This window comes from Acinetobacter sp. KB005 (assembly GCF_049949095.1).
In the GTDB taxonomy this organism is placed as follows: Bacteria; Pseudomonadota; Gammaproteobacteria; order Pseudomonadales; family Moraxellaceae; genus Acinetobacter; species Acinetobacter calcoaceticus.
This window is the reverse complement of the sequence record NZ_CP188191.1, coordinates 707,399-726,450: the sequence shown is the minus strand read 5'-3', so window position 1 is coordinate 726,450 and position 19,052 is coordinate 707,399. Positions and strand designations below refer to the sequence as shown.

At 38.5% G+C, this 19,052-nt stretch carries 16 protein-coding genes; 7 read left to right on the top strand and 9 right to left on the bottom strand.

The window, feature by feature from the left end; all coding sequences use genetic code 11:
• Positions 1-443: 443 nt before the first annotated feature.
• The 3 genes from phoR to ACPF64_RS03600 form a co-directional block, all read right to left on the bottom strand.
• Entirely contained in the window at positions 444-1,802 is a 1,359-nt protein-coding gene (gene phoR / locus ACPF64_RS03610; RefSeq protein WP_003654168.1) for a phosphate regulon sensor histidine kinase PhoR, read from the bottom strand.
• Positions 1,803-1,811: 9 nt separating this feature from the next.
• Positions 1,812-2,522 (bottom strand): phosphate regulon transcriptional regulator PhoB, encoded by a 711-nt coding sequence (phoB, locus tag ACPF64_RS03605; protein WP_003654166.1) that lies wholly within the window; start codon positions 2,520-2,522, stop codon positions 1,812-1,814.
• Positions 2,523-2,776: 254 nt separating this feature from the next.
• A complete protein-coding gene (locus ACPF64_RS03600) occupies positions 2,777-3,448 on the bottom strand; it encodes a TetR/AcrR family transcriptional regulator (RefSeq protein WP_003654165.1) in 672 nt (223 codons plus the stop codon).
• Positions 3,449-3,660: 212 nt separating this feature from the next.
• On the opposite strand from ACPF64_RS03600, the gene ACPF64_RS03595 reads away from it, so the two are divergent.
• Complete coding sequence (locus ACPF64_RS03595; RefSeq protein WP_003654163.1) at positions 3,661-4,494, top strand: SDR family NAD(P)-dependent oxidoreductase; 834 nt, start codon at positions 3,661-3,663, stop codon at positions 4,492-4,494.
• Between the two features lie 57 nt (positions 4,495-4,551).
• Here ACPF64_RS03595 and ACPF64_RS03590 read toward each other — a convergent pair whose 3' ends face one another.
• From ACPF64_RS03590 to ACPF64_RS03570, 5 genes are all read right to left on the bottom strand, one after another.
• Complete coding sequence (locus tag ACPF64_RS03590; protein ID WP_426455601.1) at positions 4,552-5,919, bottom strand: MATE family efflux transporter; 1,368 nt, start codon at positions 5,917-5,919, stop codon at positions 4,552-4,554.
• Between the two features lie 106 nt (positions 5,920-6,025).
• Positions 6,026-7,180 carry a pyridoxal phosphate-dependent aminotransferase gene (locus tag ACPF64_RS03585; RefSeq protein WP_209831693.1) on the bottom strand — a complete coding sequence of 385 codons (1,155 nt, stop codon included), beginning with the start codon at positions 7,178-7,180 and terminating at the stop codon, positions 6,026-6,028.
• Between the two features lie 27 nt (positions 7,181-7,207).
• Positions 7,208-8,518, bottom strand: coding sequence for a DUF445 domain-containing protein (locus ACPF64_RS03580; RefSeq protein ID WP_426455600.1), 1,311 nt, complete (start codon positions 8,516-8,518; stop codon positions 7,208-7,210).
• A gap of 13 nt (positions 8,519-8,531) precedes the next feature.
• On the bottom strand, positions 8,532-9,095 hold the full coding sequence (locus tag ACPF64_RS03575) for a CC0125/CC1285 family lipoprotein (protein ID WP_426455599.1): 564 nt from the start codon (positions 9,093-9,095) through the stop codon (positions 8,532-8,534).
• A gap of 59 nt (positions 9,096-9,154) precedes the next feature.
• Positions 9,155-9,694, bottom strand: coding sequence for a DUF924 family protein (locus ACPF64_RS03570; RefSeq protein WP_426455598.1), 540 nt, complete (start codon positions 9,692-9,694; stop codon positions 9,155-9,157).
• Between the two features lie 168 nt (positions 9,695-9,862).
• Here ACPF64_RS03570 and gshA point away from each other — a divergent pair, with 168 nt between their 5' ends.
• From gshA to ACPF64_RS03540, 6 genes are all read left to right on the top strand, one after another.
• Entirely contained in the window at positions 9,863-11,440 is a 1,578-nt protein-coding gene (gene gshA, locus ACPF64_RS03565; protein ID WP_426455597.1) for a glutamate--cysteine ligase, read from the top strand.
• Between the two features lie 16 nt (positions 11,441-11,456).
• Positions 11,457-11,972, top strand: a complete 516-nt coding sequence (locus tag ACPF64_RS03560; RefSeq protein WP_004640053.1) for a disulfide bond formation protein B — start codon at positions 11,457-11,459, stop codon at positions 11,970-11,972.
• 166 nt (positions 11,973-12,138) lie between these two features.
• Positions 12,139-15,015 (top strand): type VI secretion system Vgr family protein, encoded by a 2,877-nt coding sequence (locus ACPF64_RS03555; RefSeq protein WP_426455596.1) that lies wholly within the window; start codon positions 12,139-12,141, stop codon positions 15,013-15,015.
• 3 nt (positions 15,016-15,018) lie between these two features.
• Positions 15,019-16,614, top strand: a complete 1,596-nt coding sequence (locus ACPF64_RS03550; protein WP_426455595.1) for a pesticin C-terminus-like muramidase — start codon at positions 15,019-15,021, stop codon at positions 16,612-16,614.
• A complete protein-coding gene (locus ACPF64_RS03545) occupies positions 16,607-16,966 on the top strand; it encodes a lysozyme inhibitor LprI family protein (protein ID WP_426455594.1) in 360 nt (119 codons plus the stop codon). Before ACPF64_RS03550 ends, ACPF64_RS03545 begins: the two co-directional genes overlap by 8 nt.
• A 38-nt stretch (positions 16,967-17,004) precedes the next feature.
• The gene (locus ACPF64_RS03540; RefSeq protein WP_426455593.1) at positions 17,005-17,544 is read left to right on the top strand and encodes a hypothetical protein; all 540 of its coding nucleotides are present in this window, start codon (positions 17,005-17,007) and stop codon (positions 17,542-17,544) included.
• 60 nt (positions 17,545-17,604) lie between these two features.
• Here ACPF64_RS03540 and ACPF64_RS03535 read toward each other — a convergent pair whose 3' ends face one another.
• Complete coding sequence (locus ACPF64_RS03535; protein WP_198078379.1) at positions 17,605-18,948, bottom strand: alpha/beta hydrolase; 1,344 nt, start codon at positions 18,946-18,948, stop codon at positions 17,605-17,607.
• Positions 18,949-19,052 lie beyond the last annotated feature (104 nt).

Below are 19,052 nucleotides of genomic sequence, written 5' to 3'. Positions count from 1 at the left end.
TTTCTATAGGGTTAATAGTCATTTAAGCCTCGCTTAATTATTATGTTAGCTGTTCTTATGGATTAAGTTTTTTGTAGCGAGTTAATAATACTAATTTTATTTAAAAATGAAAGTGGTTTTTAAAACTGTTAAATAATTAGTTTAAATGGTGTTTTTTATTTTAACCATTTTTAAATTATCAATGACATTGATTATATATATTGTATAAATTGGGTGGTTTTATTTTTTTAAGTACAGTTAGTATATCTATTTCATAAATTCTAATCTATGAAATAGATATGAGAGAAAAAGAAGATTTATTAAATAACTTATATAGGCTGTATTTGATATTATCAATGACAAAAAATTAAAATCATGTTCATAATAACTTATATATAAAAAATGGCTAAGTATCTTTCACTGCGTCTATTTAATATCCACTCTTTATGTGAAATGAATACTTTTTAAGCCATGTTATATAGTCTTTCTTTAGGAAAAACCACTGTAAAAGTTGAACCTTCATTTTCTTTAGACTGGACATCTAAATAAGCGCCATGTTGCATTAATACATGCTTCACAATGGCCAAACCTAAACCTGTACCGCCTGTTTGACGACTACGGTCGCTGTCAACACGATAGAAGCGTTCAGTCAGACGTGGTAAATGTTTCGGATTAATTCCAATGCCTGTGTCTTGTACACTAAAGTAGGCATGTTCACCGTCGTCATGCCAGCCAATCGTAATCGTTCCGCCTTTTGGCGTGTATTTGATGGCATTGGTAATTAAGTTACTAAACGCGCTGGCGATTTCCATGTCAGAACCAATCAGGTCACAGTGACTATCAATATGTAAATTGAGTGTATGGCCATAATCGGCATTGTAGGCCTGAGCATCATCAAACAGTTGATTCATTAAACTCGGCATTTCAATAATCTGATTTTTTGCAATTTTCTTATTATTTTCTAAATTCGATAATAGCAGTAAATCATTCACCAAAGCATTCATACGTTTGGTTTGTGACTGCATCTGATCAAACGCACGTTTCCAGCGTGGACTAATATCTTCTTGATCGGTAAATGTCTCGATATAACCACTCAGTACAGTTAATGGTGTACGAAGTTCATGAGAAATATTATCTACAAAGTCTTTACGCATTTGCTCAAGGTTGTGCATACGAGTAACGTCGTAAGCCACCAATAAACGGCTTTCTCCACCAAATCGTGTGAGCTTGACCTGCACATATCGGTCATCGTCAAAACTCGACTGTAGTTTAATACCGTCGGGTGCTTGATCAATATTGTTAAAATATTCAATAAAGGTCGGCTGGCGTAAAATCGTTAATAAATTTCGACCACGGTCGAGAGGGCTGATACCCAACAAACGTTCAGCAGCAGGGTTCCACCATTCAATTTTATGTTGGTCATCAATGAGGACAACAGCTTCGGCAAGCGCGACTAAAGAAGACTGAGCGCGATCAATTAAACCGACCATTTCTGCTTGAACAATTCGTTCCTGACGCTGGGCACGGTAAACATTAAACAATAACGCTCCCCAAATCCCGTTTAGGTTTGGAGGAACGTCATAAGGTTTATTTGCAATCCAGTCATTGACCAGATAAAGCGAACGCAACTGGAGTGTAAAAAACACCACAAAGGCGATAAAAATACAGCTCCAGAAATACCCAAGGCCTAAACCGACTAAACCGGCAATAATTATAAAAAATAATAAAAGCCGTAAATCTTGTTTGGCAAACGTCCATAAACTACTGTAGCGGGAAAGCTTTTGTTCACGTACCTGTTCGGGGACGGGGTAGGGTTCATACATAAATCTTGGTTAACCTGCGGCTAAATCTGCACGTGTTGAGAAGCGGTAGCCAGTTCCACGCACGGTCTGAACAAATCGGTCAACACCAAAAGGTTCTAAAACTTTACGCAAACGACGGATGTGCACATCGATAGTTCGATCTTCGATATATACATTACCGCCCCAGACCTGATCGAGCAACTGGGCACGTGTATATGCACGCTCTGGATGGGTCATAAAAAACGCAAGTAAGCGATATTCAGTTGGGCCCATATCTAAAATACTGTCGCCAAAGCTGACACGTTGGCTAACAGGGTCAAGAATCAAGCCATTGGCGTCAATCATTTTTTCGCCACTTAATGCATTTGCACGACGCAGAACCGCTTTAATACGTGAAACCAGTTCACGTGTTGAGAAAGGCTTCGTCATGTAATCATCTGCGCCAGCATCCAGACCTTGTACTTTGTGGTCTTCTTCTCCGCGAGCGGTAAGCATAATTACTGGAATTTCTGCTAAGTTCTCATCACGTTTTAAGCGGCGACATAAATCGACACCACTTACGCCTCCAGGTAACATCCAATCGAGCAAGATAAGCGCCGGACGTTGGTCGACGATAATTTGATGAGCCTGTTTGGCATCTTCTGCCTGCAAACATTGAAAGCCTGCCATGTCCAAAGAAGTATGGATCATTTCACGAATAGGAAGCTCATCATCGACAATTAAAATATAGTCATCTTTCACAGCGCAATATCCTATAGATTTAACGGTGAACCGTTTTGTAGTTATGACAGGCTTATTACAAAGATTAATTATGACAATTTCATTGCAGAAAAGTCTATAAAATTGAATTTAGCAATAATTTGTGACAAAAGTAAGGCAAAGGTGTGACCGAATGATGACATGAAAGCTTAAATATTCTTAAAATCATTCAATAAGTTATCACCTTCAACGTTTAACTGGTTTTGCACATTGTAGAGTGTCAAAAAACTTTAATATTATTTTGAAACCTTGGCCAATAAAGATAAGAAAACAATGCGGCATGCGGTTAAAACCTGTTCAAGAGACTGCTCAAAGCCTCCCATGACCCATCGAATTGCAATTTGAGTGACATATCCATTTAAGCCAGTTGCGATTAGAGAGAGCTCATTTTCGTTGTGTTGGATTTGCGGCATGGTCAACATAACAAAGGCCTGAATCATTCGATCAAACTGTGCAAGAGTTTCTTGAATGGTGGCTTGATTATGTAATTCTTGTACCAAAACTGCGTCAACATAGACAATGCGAGCTAATCTCGGGTCGTCTTTTAATGTCGTCAGCAGTGCCCTTAAACCAGCATCGACCATTTTTTCTGGATCTGGTGTCGCTTTAATGACGGCTTGCATCAGGTTTTGCTGCAATTCTTCAATCATTTTTAAAAAGATGGTTTGAAATAAATCTTCGCTCTTTTTAAATGATTCATAAAAATAACGTTCTGTGAGTTTTGCCTCTTGGCAGACATCTTTGACCGTCACGGAAAAAAAGCCGAGTGTTCCATAAGTCGCAATGCCAGCTTCAATCAGTTTTTCTCGGCGTGCCTCTTTACGTTCAGATAGAGATAACCCTTTGAACTGACGTTCTTTACTCACAGTTTTTGTTTTCTTTTTACTGGTTGAGTCGTTTGTCGCCATAAATAAGTCGTTTCCTAAAGAATGGTTTCCTAATTTATAGGTTTTAGCCAAATATGCTCACTATGATAAAGCTCTCAGCAGAATTGTGCCATTCTATCTGAAATTACAGTGTACTATATTGACAATGGATATTGTCAAAATTATATTAAAGATGTCTAAGCTGCACATGCAATGAACCGGTTGTGCAAATATCGAAAAACAAAGGATGGACAATGAAAAATTTTAAAAACAAAGTCGCTGCAATTACGGGCGCAGGTTCTGGCATTGGGCAACAACTCGCAATTCTTTTGGCAAAACAGGGCTGCCATCTTTCGTTGAGTGATATTAATGAAAAAGGATTACAACAAACTGTCGAGCTTTTAAAACCGTATAGCACGATTACTGTGACGACCAAAAAGCTTGATGTTTCTGACCGTGAAGCGGTAAAGCAGTGGGCCCAAGAAACTGTTCAAGATCATGGGTCAGTTAACCTGATTTTCAACAACGCTGGCGTAGCTCTAGGTTCAACTGTCGAAGGTGCTACCTACGAAGATTTAGAGTGGATCGTTGGGATTAACTTCTGGGGTGTAGTGTACGGAACGAAAGAGTTCTTACCGTTCATTAAGCAAACGCAAGATGGCCATATTATTAATATTTCAAGCCTATTTGGTTTAACCGCTCAACCAACTCAATCTGCTTATAACGCGACTAAATTTGCTGTGCGTGGTTTTACCGAGTCATTGCGTCAAGAGTTAGATATTGAAAAAAGTGGCGTAAGCTCTTTGTGTGTACATCCGGGTGGAATCCGCACCAATATTGCTAAATCTGCAAAAATGAGTGATAGCTTGAATAGTTTGGGTATGGACCCGACTAAATCGATTCAAAATTTTGACAAGTTATTACGTACTCCACCTGAAGAGGCGGCTAGTCAAATTTTACAAGCAGTATTAAAAAATAAACGTCGTTTATTGATTGGTAGTGATGCAAAAATTCTTGATGCATTCCAGCGTTTGTTCCCAACTGGATATCAACGTGCTTCTACCATTGTGACTAAGTTAATGAAATAATTTTAAAGTCAAAAAAAGCCATCAAATGATGGCTTTTTTTATAAGAATTGATTGGTTCTAAATAAGAATTTTGATCTTCTTTTTCTTCCAGATGAATTGGTAATAGAGCCCTTGAATAATACATAAACTCACAAATGCCAAGGCATAGGCAACCCAGATTCCTTTAAGCCCCCACATTGAGCTAAACCAGTAAGCACATGGAATTTCAATAAACAAAATAGCGGAGATATTAAGTAGCATCGGGACGGTCACAGTTCCACTGGCACGCATGATCGATGCAAAAATGGCACCCGCACCAAAGAATAAAATTGCCCAAAGTACAATAAATAAAAGTTGTTGGCCCAGTACCACCACGGTTGGGTCGGTAATGAATAAAGCCATTAAATATTTTGAAAATAAATAGCCAAGTGCAATTAAAGTACCCGTAAATAAAAAGTTCATGCCTAAGGCAGTACGAGTCACACGAGATAACAAGTCAGATTTACCAGCACCAATCGCTTGTGCTGCAAAAATTGAAGCTGCAATTGAGATTGATAAGGCAGGGAACTGGATGTAATTGAGCACCTGATTTACCGCACCATACGCTGCTGTTGCATGCGATCCGTAATGGTTAACCAACCCAACAATAACCAAGCCAGCCATTGAGGTGGTAATCATTTGAATACCAGTTGGGACACCTAAGCGTAAAATGATTTTGCTTAGTTCTGGATTGTGACGGATATGTTGCAGAAGCTGACGATTCGGTCTAAGCGGATGCTTTTTCTTGTTCAGATAAATCGCAAGAAAAATTAAGATAGCCACATATCCTGTTATGGTGGCAATTGCCGGAGCAATAATCCCTAGAGCGGGTAAGCCAAAATAACCTTTAAGCAATATTGGGGTAATTACCAAACCAATGACGCTAGTTAAAGCAAGGGCAAGTAAAGGCGTGGTACTGTCGCCTACACCACGTAAAATTGAAGTATAGATAATATAAACAAACAGAAGTGGGCTGCCTGCCAGCATCCATTGCACATAAGGCAAAGCAAGGTGCATCACCTTGGGGTCAGTCCCCAATAACTCTAAAATATCATGGGCAAAAAACACACCAATAATCGCGGTAATTACTCCACCAATCAGTGTCATAAAGAGGGTAGAACCCACCACACTTTGGACTTTTTCAATATTTTGCGCGCCCCATGCTTGCCCTACTAAAACAGTAGTACCCGTTGAAATCCCGATAATAAAAGCGAGTAGCAAAAATAAAATAGGGAAGAAAACAGAGACGGCAGCAATTGCATCTACCCCCATCATTTGACCAACAAAGATGGTGTTAATAGTTCCGGACAAGTTCTGCAAAATATTGGTTGCAATTAAGGGCAGCAAGAAAACAAAAAATGTTTTCCATAGATTTTGCTGGTGAATTAAAGACTGTCTTGGTGGCATGCATTCTCCATCGCCCATCTCTTTGATGAGCGGGGCAGATATCCAACTTAGCATAGTTAGAGCAAATGGCTTGTAGTGTTTTTACTATGCTAAGTGGCTAAATTTATTAACATTGATTCAGAATTTCTCCTGCTTTTTGCAATGTCTCATCATTTTTAGCAAAGCAGAAACGAATCAGACGTAAAGACTCGGGCGCTTGCTTGTAGAAAACCGAAACCGGAATAGCCACAATCTTATGTTGTTCTGCTAGAAACTGGCACATTTCAACATCGTTTAAGTCGGGTCTAATTTGACTGTAATCGAGATTTTGGAAATAAGTACCTTGAGATGGTTTTAGCAAGAAACGGCTATGGTGAATCGCCTGATTAAAATGATCTCGCTTAGTTTGGTAGAACTGTGGCAGCTCTTGAATATGTTCTGGATGTTGCTCCATATATTGCGCTAGGGCAATCTGACAAGGTGTTGTGCCACAGAAATTCGCATATTGGTAAATTTGGCGGAATAAACGCATTAACTCAGGTGAAGCGACGCAATAACCTGTTTTCCAGCCTGTTACATGAAAGGTTTTTCCAAAAGAACCGATCACAAAACTACGCTCTCTGAGCTCTGGAAAATGCAATGCGCTGAAGTGTTGTTGACCATCAAAGACCAAGTGTTCATAGACTTCATCAGATAAAATCACAATGTTTTTATCTTGAATTAGTTCAATGAGTTCTAACCAATCCTGTTTATCCCAGATTGTGCCTGTTGGATTATGGGGAGTATTCACCACAATCATTCGAGTTTTGTCGTTAATCAGATCTTTAACCTGTTGCCAGTTCACCTTAAAGTCGGGTGCTTCAAGAGCGATATGAATGGCTTTACCACCAGCTAACTGCACGGATGGGCCGTAGCTGTCGTAACTTGGGTCAAAAATAATGACCTCATCGCCCGCATTAATGCATGCCTGTATGGCACAAAAAATTGCAATGGTTGCGCCGGGAGTAATCGTGATTTGCGTTACAGGATCTAGTTGAAGTTGGTCACGTTGCTGAAATTGTAAAGCAAGCTGTTCACGTAAACCGAGAATACCATCGCCGGGTGGGTATTGATTATGCCCAGCCAAAGTCGCCTGAGATAAGGCTTCCAGTAAGGCTGGTGGAGCCGGAAAATCTGGAAAACCTTGTGACAGGTTGAGTGCACCTAGTCGATGTGCCATTGCTGTCATCGTACTGAAAATCGTCACGCCTTGAGTGGCCAATTTTGACTGAAGCTGTAGCATATTGTTCTCTTATAAAAATATTTAAAGTTATAAAATTGATTCAATCACTGCCCGAATTACACCGAGTGTTAAACCAATAAATGCCCCGACTACAACGCCGTTCACACGGATCATATGTAAGTCGCCACCGACTTCATTTTCAATTTTTCCGATCATTTCGCGCGAATCCCATTCATGAATGCGTTCGCTGACATAGCGTATGATTTTATGGCTATATTGATCTGTAAAAGTCAGCGCAAGGCCTGTCATTTCTTTGTTCAACACTTCACGTACTTTGGCATTTTGAACAAGATTTTCACCCAGTTGCTGAATAGCAGCCCGAAGGTTCATTGCAATACCTGAGTCTTTTTTCATTAAATCTTCTTTAATGGCATCACACAAAATGGTGACGGCACCACTAATGAAATTTAGGACTTGAGGGCTGTCTAAAAGAGCATCTTTACCGCTGTTTAGGCGTTGGCTGGCAGCACTGTCTGGTTTTGCCAGCTCTAGCATGAGCGAATGGGCAATGGTTTCAATTTCTTGTCGCCATGGGTGTTCAGGGTCTGCCAGCATCGATTCTACTTTTTCAACGAGTGAGTCGATGGTGCGTTGTTGAACATCAATACCAATCCAGCTTGCACCTTTTGCAAGTGACCATACACCCAGTGCTTTAAACATCTTTCGGGTCAATTCACGGGTTTTATCTGGGTTTTGTACCACCCACTCATGGGCGATATCGAGACCACGCTGTAAAACGTCTTGGTGGAAATCATTTTCCAATACCGCGCGGAGCATTTCACTTGCAAGTTTATTGACTTCGGTATTACGCACCCATTGCACACTATTGTTTTGCACGAAGTTGGCAATTTGATCTTGGCTAACAAACTCAAAAATTTTCGGAACAGTTTGCTGAATGAGCTGTACCACTTGCGTATTATTTTGTGGACTCGCTAACCATTGACCAATTGCGAGGCTTAAGTCAGTTTTTTCTAAGCTTCGTTCTACCACTTGAGGCGAAAGAAAATTTTCCTGTACAAAACGGCCCATTGACTCTGCAATGCGTGCTTTGTTGCGTGGAATAATCTCGGTGTGGTCCCTTAAAAATTTAGGAATCGGTAACTTACCAAATGGGTTCCGAAACAGAACTGTAATCGCGTACCAGTCGGCTAAACCACCGACTACACCAGCTTCTGCCCCTAACATTAAAATATGAATAAAACCTGTGTACTCTGGCAGAAAACGATCAGCCACCATCAGTGCAATCCACAGCACAACGACAATAATAAGCGCCAGAGTAGCAAAATATTTGCTACGTTTTAGACTGGGCACGTGGTGAACTTCTTCTGCCATGTTCATAAATTTATCCTATTCATTTTTGTTTTACTGGAGGCTCAGGCGGTGGCAACAGCTCTCCTGTCGGACTCAATCCATATTTTTGTCCGATTGATTTCAAGATCAAGGTTGCATCAAAAGCATCCTGAGGAGCCTGCTTCTGATCCCGATAACATTCAATAGTATACGACACTTGAACAGGATCGATATTGACCACTTGTGGGTAATCATAGAACGGATCATGCCAGAAACCAGGGTAACGACGACCGTAACCATATGGGTAAAAACTTGGAGCAGATGGGTAAACCACGGCTTGACGTGGCGGTTTCTGACTTTGATTACTTGGATCATTTTGCACTTTAAAAAAGCGGAAACCTTTTTGTATCGTCGTTTGTGCTGATTTTACCAAAGTGATTTCTTCAGCTGCGCCATAGCTCATATTCGGGTCAGCTTGAAAACTAATCCGAAAAGTTTGGGCATTTAAAGGATATGCTGAAAACTGACCAAGCTGATCAAAGGTTCTTGGTTTACTTGGCGTCGTTGCACAAGCATTTAAAGTTAAGGCAGTGCCTAAGGCTAAACAAAGAGAGAGATATTTCATGATGAACTCCCAGCTGAGTATTAGAAAATAGATGGCTCAGCGTTAAAAATTAAGAAGTTTTAAAAACTACTGTTCGGTTCTAATAAAAATTCGGTTTCCTCTGGAGTGGAGACACGTCCAAGAATCGCATTGCGATGAGGATAGCGCCCAAAGCGATCGATAATCACTTTATGTTTTTTCTCAAAGCTTAAATTAATTTCATTACCGAGGCGTTGAAATAGTTTCAAGGCAAACTCATGGATCAATTTTGATTCACTATGCATAAACGGCATATATAAAAAGGAGCGTTGCTCTGGATTAAGCTGTGCATCTAATTGCAAGCTAATGGCTTCTTGTGACAAAGCTAAAGCAAGGCTGTCGTAAGCAAAAGATTGTGGTTGATCACGATAAATGTTGCGAGAAAACTGGTCTAGTACAATAATCTCTGCCAGACGGCCTTCAGCCGTTTTTCGCCAAGACCAAAGTTCTGCTTGAGTTGCCTGTCGATGAACGTCAGAAAAATTTTCACAAATCTTTTTGTCAAAATCATCACTTTTTGCAAACCAAAGTGAACGGTGTTCAGGTGAAAACCAGAAGTTTAAAATGTCTTGTTCGTTCATGATATTGACAACTCTTTAGCAATTATTCTTCAATAAAATCACAATTCTTTCGTGTCTTAAATAACAAGATTGTGATAAAAATTGCCAAACTGGAATGATGTGATTATATAAGTAACCGTATCATCTCACGATTTTGTATATAGTGATCTTTAATAAGCGAGCAAATGCATGAGTCAACCCACTACACCATCTCAATCAGTTATTCCTGCTTGGGTGGATTCGTCGCTACTACAAGGCATGTTACGTGGAATAGAGCGTGAAAGCCTACGTATGCAAAGTAATGGGTTCTTATCGCAAGAGTTACATCCAAAAGCATTAGGTTCGGCTTTAACACATCCGCAAATTACGACTGATTATTCAGAAGCATTAATGGAGTTTATTACTTCTCCAAAGCCAACCATTGGTGAAGCTTTGAATGAGCTCACCGATATCCATGCCGTTGTGCATCGTCATTTAGAAAATGGTGAAAAACTTTGGCCGTTATCTATGCCATGTATGTTAGATGACAATGAAGAACGAATTCGTCTAGCGCAGTATGGCACTTCTAATATTGGTCGCTTTAAAACACTATACCGTCGTGGGTTAGGAATTCGTTATGGTCGTCGTATGCAGACGATCTCAGGTGTGCATTACAATTTATCTTTTCCAGATACGCTTTTTGCTGAGTTGCAAGCTCATGAAACTGATGAGCAATTAAAATCATTAAGTTTGCAGGATTATCGTAGCCATCGTTATTTTGGTCTTATTCGTAATTTTATCCGTTTAACGCCACTGGTTATGTTTTTGGTGGGTGCAAGCCCAACGGTATGTCGTTGTTTCTTAACCGGACATAAACATCAGTTGTTGCCTTTAATCAAAGGTTCATACTATTTACCGTATGCTACAGCTTTACGCATGGGGCGATTGGGCTATCAAAACTCAGCCCAAAAAAGCTTAGGTATTCATTACAACAATTTATGTGGTTATTTGGATGGTTTACAAAAAGCAGTTCATTCTCCTTACCCACCATTTAGCCGTTTAGGGTTAAATGATGCCTCTGGTGAGCCGTTGCAAATTAATGATCATGTTTTGCAGATCGAGAATGAATATTACAGTCTCGTACGTCCAAAACAGGTGCCTCAAGCGGGTGAAACGCCATCTCAAGCCTTGAAAAATCGAGGAGTGGGTTATGTTGAACTACGTGCTGTTGATGTAAACCCATATTCGTCAATTGGCGTTGATGAAACGACGGCTGGCTTCCTTGAAGTGTTAGCACTTTATTGCTTGTTAAGTGATAGCCCAGAGCTGTTAGGCCCTGAGCAAGATTTGATTGAAAAGAACCAGACTGAAGTGGTGAATCGTGGCCGAGCGCCGAATGCAACCATTACAGATTTAAACGGTTCTTATCACATCGAAGATTGGGCACGTTTGTATATTGCTCAAATGCAAGGTTGTGCGCAGTTACTCGATCAGACCTATGCAACAGAGCTGTATGGTTCTGCATTAGCGATCATGCAAGCAAGAATTGATGAAGTTGATGAAACTTTGTCAGCCCATGTTATTGACGATACGTTAAAGCATGGGGGAACTTGGAGTTTTGGTAGCCACATGGCGCAATTACATGCTGAAAGTTATGAGGAGCATGAGCTTAGTGTGGAAACCTTGAAACATTTTGAGCAATTGGCTGCACAATCTTTACAGCAGCAAGAACAACTTGAGCAAGATACTCAGGTCAGTTTTGACCAATATCTTGAACAATATCGATAATAAAATGAGGTTTTACATGCGATTAAGTTACCGTTTGGTGAGTGGACTACTTGTTTTAGCAAGTATTGTCGGCATGTCTTTTGCGTTGTATCTGGAACATGTAAAAGGTTTAGAGCCATGTCCGCTCTGTATTTTTCAACGTGTTGGCTTAATGGCAATGGGCCTTGTGGCACTGATTGCATTTTTGCATAACCCTGTTTCCAATGCTGTTAAACGCTTTTACGCATTTTTGGCTGGCATCGCAATTTTATGGTCAGTGGGCGTAGCAGGCCGTCATGTTTGGATACAGCATTTACCAGCCGATCAAGTACCGAGTTGTGGACCAGGTTTAAATTATTTAATTGATGCTTTACCTGTGAAAGCAGTTTTGCAAGAAGTGCTTTCTGGTTCAGGTGAGTGTGCAGCTATTGACTGGACCTTTTTAGGTCAGTCTTTACCAGTTTGGTCATTGGTTTATTTCCTTTTGCTATTACTCGTATGTTTATGGCAATTGTTCCGTTTTTATCCAGTGTTTAAGACTGCTAAAAAGTAAGTTTAAACAGATTAAAAAAAGCTCAATATTATGTTGGGCTTTTTTTATTGTTTTATAATTAATCAAACTATAAAAAAACAAATTGAAAAAAAGCATAACGATATAGACAGATAGTTCTGTTTTTTATAAAGTGCAGCCGTTTATATATCCTTATGATTATAAAAAAATGCTTTTTAATATTTTTAGTGTACTGGAAAAAATAGGATTAAGCGCACAGAAACGTGCGATCCACGTGCAATTTTCTAATGAATTGCTCAATCACCAAGTTTTTTTACAACGTATAGAAGGCCAACATCAGCTAAATGGGGGAATTGAAGCTGAGTTAATTTGCCTTTCGACGAGTGCCCAAATTGCATTAAAGCAGTTTATAGGCGTTCAGGTTGCTGTTGATCAGGTTACAGATTCTGGACAATTATTTCGAACTACAGGAATTGTGACTGAAGTCAGTTATGGCCAAAGTGATGGTGCTTTAACGCTTTATAAATTGACCTTAAAAGACGCGACAAATTTATGGCACAAACGCCGTAACAGTCGTGTTTTTATGAATAAAAGTATCGTAGAAATTACCGAAGTTCTATTCAAAGAATGGCAAGAAAAAAGTCCACTTTTTGCGACAAGTTTAAGCCTAGACCTGAGTGGGTTAAGCCTGAGTTATGATACTCGCCCATTTATCATGCAGCATAATGAATCCGACTATGACTTTCTTACGCGTTTATGGCGAAGTGAAGGTGTTAGTTGGCTAATTGATGAATCAGAGCTTTTTGTTCCTCATTTTACTGCCCCAGTACAAGCCCAAAAGCTTAGATTAATTGATGATAATAACCAGTACCAAGCTTTAGCACGCCGTAGCATTCGCTATCACCGAAGTAGCGCGACAGAATATCAAGATAGTATTACGGGTTTTGTTGCGGTGCGGAGTCTGCAACCGACTGCGGTACATGTGCAACGCTGGCAGCCCGATGCCTTAGTACAAGAAGAAGGCGCTGGTTCCGTCATCACGACCCATACACATTCAGATAACTTTGATTCAGCGAGTTTAAGCCTTGAGCAAGCATGGCACATAAGTCCTGCTTGGATGCAAGATTTAAAAGGTGAGGATCAAGCTACTGCTTCAACCAGTAATCAGCTAGAGAAACTGAATCAGCAATTTAATGATATGTATGCAAGTCAGGCCAAATACTTTAAGGCTTATAGCAGTGTTCGAGATAGCCAAGTCGGCTATTGGTTTAATTTTCGAGAGCATCCTGAAGTTGATCAACATGAAGGGGTTGATCAAGAGTTCCTGATTATCGCTAAAAATTTCTACAACCAAAACAATTTACCAAAAGATCTACATCAGCAAGTTAGTCAGTTGCTAAGCCAAAGTCGTTGGGACAAACATGGTTATGACGATATTGAGCGTCAAGGTAATGAGCTGACTTTAATTCGCCGTCAAATCAAAACGACACCTGAATATAATCCAGAACAACATCGACCAATTGCCTACCCACAAAGAGCGAAAGTCGTAGGGCCAGAGGGAGAAACCATCCATGTCGATGAATGGGGGCGCATCAAGGTGCGTTTTCTGTTTACCCGCAGTGATGATCATGGCCATGATGGTGGCGCAGGTAGCAATGACAACGATACAGATTCAGCTTGGGTCGATGTACTGACTCCGTGGGCGGGTGAAGGCTATGGAGCACGCTTCTTACCGCGTATTGATGAAGTAGTGGTCATTGACTTCTTTGATGGCAATATCGATCGTCCATTTGTGACGGGACGAATCCATGAAGCGCAGCGTTCACCAACCAAGTTCGATGTGAAAGGAAAGCTTCCCGATACTAAAAAACTCAGCGGTATTCGTAGTCAGGAAATCAGCGGTAGTGGTTTTAACCAATTACGCTTTGATGACACAACTGGGCAAATCAGTACCCAACTACAAAGTAGCCATGCAGCAACACAGCTGAATTTAGGTAATTTAAGCCATCCTAAAGAACAATCGACTAGTCAAGGTCGTGGTGAAGGCTTTGAGCTGAGAACCGATGCTTGGGGAGCTGTGCGTGCTGGAAACGGTTTATACATTAGTACTCACAAACAAGATCAAGCCCAAGGACTTCACCTTGATGCGAATGAAACCAAACAGCAGCTTGAAGGCGGGTTAAACAACAGCAAAGCTCTAAGTGAAGTTGCTAAAAATCAGCAGACAGATCCGTTGGAAGTTCTTGATCATTTAAAAAACTTTTTAGATCAGATTGAACAGCAAGACAAAGATAAAGCTACTGCATTTAAACAAGCGGTTATGGTGTTAAGTGCGCCAAATAGTGTAGCGGTTGCAAGTAATGAAGACATTCATCTGAGTGCAGATGGACAGATTAGCCAAATTGCTGGTGATAGTATTAACCTGAGTACTCAAAACAATTTGATTGCTCATGCCCAAAATAAGATAAGTTTTTTTGCAGCTCAAGATGGAGCAAGAATGTATGCGGGTAAGGGCAAAATCGAGTTACAAGCACAAAGTGATGGTACTGATATCATTGCACGAAAAGGAATACAGATTATTTCAACAGAAGATAGAATCGAAATAATTAGCCCAAAAGAAATTATACTCACTGCGGACGGTTCACAACTCAAGATTAATGGTTCAGGTATTTTCCCAGTAACTGGAGGCAAGCTTGAGGTTAAGGCCGGTCAGCATTTATTTATGAGTGGCGCAAATATTGTTGTTCCCAAGATAAGCTTGCCCACTATAAAAACACCTTTTAGTAACAAAATTAACTATAACTGGAATATAAATTCGGAAGGTAAAAAAGAACTATTTATTATAAATAAAAAGAACACTAGCCTTATAAAAACTTATAAAAATGAGCTTGATAAGAAAAATAATTTAAGTTCATTACGGTTTTATACACCAGAAGAAGCAGACTTTACTGCAATGATTTTTAATTCGGATTATATTCAGTTAAAGCAAAATATGCCTGATAGTGAAAATATTGATGAGCTTTTAGAAGAAACACTTTTGTATGACGAAGAAAATGATGACGTCTATACAGAAGAGGAGTTTTGATTAATGAGTAAATTAGTCACTATTACTACTAAGTTTTATGATAAATCTGGAAAGCAGATTATTAACTTAAATGTACAATCTAGATATAAAGATTCATTAAATGCTAATAGCCAAAAAACAAATAATTTGGGTTTGTTTGTTTTTCAGGCCTCACCAAATAGAACTGTTGAAATATTAGCAAAACCTCCTAATCAAAAAGATTATACAGTATTTAAAACGCTAAACTCTTCTATTCATTCCTCAGAAAAAAATCCTATTAAAGTCCAGTTGCCAAAAACAATTGATGAATATAAACAACTAAAGCAATCCAGATCAACCAAAGGAATTGTAAGCACTTTTTTTAAAATTGTTGATATGAATGGAAAAGTTATGAAAAACTTTCCTGTTCAATCACGACCAAAAGGTAAAGGAAATTCACCCGATAAATATACAAATGATGAAGGCATAGTAGAAGTATGCTCATCACCTAATAGAGATATAGAGGTCTTAGTATTAACATCAAATGATACATTTGTTTTAAAAAGTTCAATAAACTCTGCTAACGGTAGTTCCCAACCAACTTTTATTAAATTAGATGAGCCTTATGAAAAGTTTAAAAGTACATCTACGATTAAAATTTTAGATCGAGATGGAAGTGACTACATTGTAGAAAAAACTAATGTGGAAATGTTAGTTGTAGAGAATGGTAAAAAACAGCTTTTTAGTATATCGAATGGAAAATTACCATTACAAAGCATGGTAGGGCAGAAACTAGAATTTACGGTGTATAAGCCTGATGGTAAGCCTTTAAAGACACAAACCTATATGGCAACACGAGTCAAAAACAACCCTGTTGAGTTCCATCTGGATGTAGATATAACAAAAGGCAGTACGGCACAGAATGATCCAGAGATTAATAAGAAAGTTAAGGCTAAAGATTGCCCATCTAAATGCGTAGTTCAGACTATTTCATTTGATACTACACCTGGACCTTATATTATTTCGATGGAAATGTGGAAAAAAATATTAGAATTTGAAAGATATGAGCCAAGACCTTATCATCCAGGTGATGATTCAAGTGGGGTTACAATCGCTATAGGATATGATTTAGGTCAACAATCGAAATCACAAATTCAACAAGATTTAGCAAAATTTTATACTAAAGATCAAATAGAGCGTTTAATGATCGCACAAGGTAAAAAAGGTAATAATGCCCATAACCTTATACAGAAGTTATCAGATATTACGATTACTAAAGATAATGCATTGAAATTAGCAACTGTATTAAAAACACGTTATGCAAATCAGGTATTATCTATTTATCCTGAAACCCTAACCTTACACCCACATTGCCAAGGCGTGTTGCTTTCTTTAGTTTTTAATAGAGGACCAGGTTTAGTAGATCCAAAACCCCCTAAAAAAGGTTTAACACGTAAGCATATGAGACAAGTTCAAGACGCATTAAAAAATAAAAAGCCTGAAGAAATCCCTAATATTTTAAGAGATATGTCTAAACTTTGGAATAAAACGGGACCAAAAGGAAATAGTGGTGTGGGCAAACGTCGAAGAGAAGAAGCGAATATTTTTGAAAAAGGATTAAAGTGTGATTGTTATGAATAAAAAAATCCAGATTTATATTTTGACTATCTTTATTTCTTCATGTGCCTTCGCAGATAAAGTTAGTTCAGCCTGTATTCCAGATAGTACGGTTTTTAATGACATATTGAACTGTTATTTAGCTGATTATAAGAAAAATGATAAAATATTGAATGCATTATATCAAAAAAAGATCTCAAACCTATCTAAAGGAAATAAAGAAAAGTTAAGAGAATCTCAAAGAGACTGGATTAAAGAGAAGGAAACTGTATGCGTTGCAGATGAAAATGAATATGGGAGAGAGAGCCATTTTGAAGCTATAAAATGTCAAACTGAAATGACAAAAGAAAGAATTTCTTTTTTAAAGAAATATTAAATTTCTTCTAGCTAGATAATGTTTTGTGATGAGAAAATATGAGTATTTTAAATGATAAGATAATCCTTATTTTTTCTGTATTTTTATTATTAGCAACATGTAGTTATAATTTATTTGCAAAGGATCAATGTAATATTGACAAACAAGTAAAATTAAATATATTTAAGAAAAATGATTATAAATTCTATAATTATATATGTGAGTCTTCAGAAGGTTCATATCTTAAAGGTTATCTAGGAGATCAAGAGAAGAAAATATTTGTTGGTGATTACTCTGATTTTTCAGCTAAAGAAAGTCCTAAACTTTTAGCTGTAAGTATCTATAAATCAACTAAAAGAAAATCTCCAATATTGATTACTATTAATTCAACATACTACTGTTGTACTCCACAAATAGAAGGGGAAATGTATCAAGTTAACCTATATCAAATTAATGAAAATAAGATTTTAAATCTGAAAAATATAACAAATATATTAGGTAGTAATGCAGAGGGTTTTGAAGGGATTGCAGAAGGGAAAGTCTATTATAAATATAAAACCATTTCTGAAATTAAAAAATGGTTAGATAAAAATTATTGATGGATTGATGATCTTGAAAATAATTTAAATTTAAAAAGCCCAACATAAGTTGGGCTTTTTTTATGTCTCTACAATCCCTTCCAAATCTTCAAGCGTATAGTTCGGCATATCAATAATATGAGTTTGAATACCTTCTTGCACATAATCATTCGCATGAGGATATAACCAACGAGTGATCTGTTCGGCAACGCTTGAATGATACTGAATTTCAAAGTGATTTAAGCCATAAAACACAGCTTTATGCGAATCTGGAACTTTAAGCTGAAAACGTGGATTAGGATGTTCACCCAGCGCGCTTTTCACACTCACCAAGTAATCACCAATCACAGTAAGCGCTTTATTGCGTACTTTTTCAAACTCGAGTGTTCCTGCCACTAAAAAAGTATTGATATGTGAAGGCAAAGGAGCTGGTGCACGGTTATCATCCATCATGCCAATTCGGGCATCCATATATTCCCAGTCATCATCACGAACACTACCGTGGCGTAAGTCTAAAATACCATTACTGCGAATATTAACCAGTTGACCAAGTAAACCTACAAAAGGGAAAGCCCCGAGCTTATCTTGTATGGTAAAACCAAAGCGCTCCAAGACCGCACCATGATGTGGGGAACCAATACATACTAGATTCTCGACCATATGAATCCATTGGTACATATTTTGTTTACCGTAGAACAATGCACTACGTGAAACCAGTCCACCCATACTATGGCCAATCACATCAATGCTGGTAATTCTTGGATTATTTTTTACGAGATCTTCTAATAAGTTGGAGAAACTGCGTCCATTTGCTGAAATACGTCGACCTGTATTGTAATTTAAATACAGCATGGTGTTATGGTCACGCTGGGCTAATAGACGCTCTCCAATTCCACCATAATTGGCGTTTGACCAAGTCAGATGATTCATACACAAACCATGAACCATAATTACAATACGGCCTGCAAGCTCACCTTGCTGTATAGCTCCATAGTGATCGTATAGCACCATTGGTAGGGCGAGAGGACTATGTTGTTTAAGTAAGTAATCTCCAAAAACACCATTCAAAATTCCCACCAAAAAATGTAGGCTTGGGGTGAGTGGTTTTTCATGAAGTGTTGGATATTTTTCAATAATGCGACGCAAACCGGGTGCTAAAAAATAACGACCATATTTTTGTAAAGCGCCATAAGAAAATTGATATGCCTTTTGCACAAATGGTCGTTTTTGAAAGTTTTTTGCGTTTTGTGTGCTAATACCAAAAGCATTTTTTAAGACTTCAATATTAATAACTTGTATTAATTCATGTACACCATTTAAGCTGGTGCTGAACAGTTGAGCTAAACCTTCTAGTACGTCTGCCTGACTAGGTGGCGTACGATCCCATTTACAATAAGTTTCATGTAGTGGTGTTAAGCTCGGCATATCTTTTCCCCATATACGTTATAACCGACGTTTTAAGCTGTACTTTTTATCAACGGCAGTAAACGTTTCCATCTTAGTAGTTTAAATAACACATTTTTTTAAAA

Excerpts from the sequence above, each read along its gene's own strand:
- phoR (WP_003654168.1), bottom strand. The coding sequence starts at position 1,802 with ATGTATGAACCCTACCCCGTCCCCGAACAGGTACGTGAACAAAAGCTT.
- ACPF64_RS03600 (WP_003654165.1), bottom strand. The coding sequence starts at position 3,448 with ATGGCGACAAACGACTCAACCAGTAAAAAGAAAACAAAAACTGTGAGT.
- ACPF64_RS03595 (WP_003654163.1), top strand. The coding sequence starts at position 3,661 with ATGAAAAATTTTAAAAACAAAGTCGCTGCAATTACGGGCGCAGGTTCT.
- ACPF64_RS03590 (WP_426455601.1), bottom strand. The coding sequence starts at position 5,919 with ATGCCACCAAGACAGTCTTTAATTCACCAGCAAAATCTATGGAAAACA.
- ACPF64_RS03585 (WP_209831693.1), bottom strand. The coding sequence starts at position 7,180 with ATGCTACAGCTTCAGTCAAAATTGGCCACTCAAGGCGTGACGATTTTC.
- ACPF64_RS03580 (WP_426455600.1), bottom strand. The coding sequence starts at position 8,518 with ATGAACATGGCAGAAGAAGTTCACCACGTGCCCAGTCTAAAACGTAGC.
- ACPF64_RS03575 (WP_426455599.1), bottom strand. The coding sequence starts at position 9,095 with ATGAAATATCTCTCTCTTTGTTTAGCCTTAGGCACTGCCTTAACTTTA.
- ACPF64_RS03570 (WP_426455598.1), bottom strand. The coding sequence starts at position 9,694 with ATGAACGAACAAGACATTTTAAACTTCTGGTTTTCACCTGAACACCGT.
- gshA (WP_426455597.1), top strand. The coding sequence starts at position 9,863 with ATGAGTCAACCCACTACACCATCTCAATCAGTTATTCCTGCTTGGGTG.
- ACPF64_RS03560 (WP_004640053.1), top strand. The coding sequence starts at position 11,457 with ATGCGATTAAGTTACCGTTTGGTGAGTGGACTACTTGTTTTAGCAAGT.
- ACPF64_RS03555 (WP_426455596.1), top strand. The coding sequence starts at position 12,139 with ATGCTTTTTAATATTTTTAGTGTACTGGAAAAAATAGGATTAAGCGCA.
- ACPF64_RS03550 (WP_426455595.1), top strand. The coding sequence starts at position 15,019 with ATGAGTAAATTAGTCACTATTACTACTAAGTTTTATGATAAATCTGGA.
- ACPF64_RS03545 (WP_426455594.1), top strand. The coding sequence starts at position 16,607 with ATGAATAAAAAAATCCAGATTTATATTTTGACTATCTTTATTTCTTCA.
- ACPF64_RS03540 (WP_426455593.1), top strand. The coding sequence starts at position 17,005 with ATGAGTATTTTAAATGATAAGATAATCCTTATTTTTTCTGTATTTTTA.
- ACPF64_RS03535 (WP_198078379.1), bottom strand. The coding sequence starts at position 18,948 with ATGCCGAGCTTAACACCACTACATGAAACTTATTGTAAATGGGATCGT.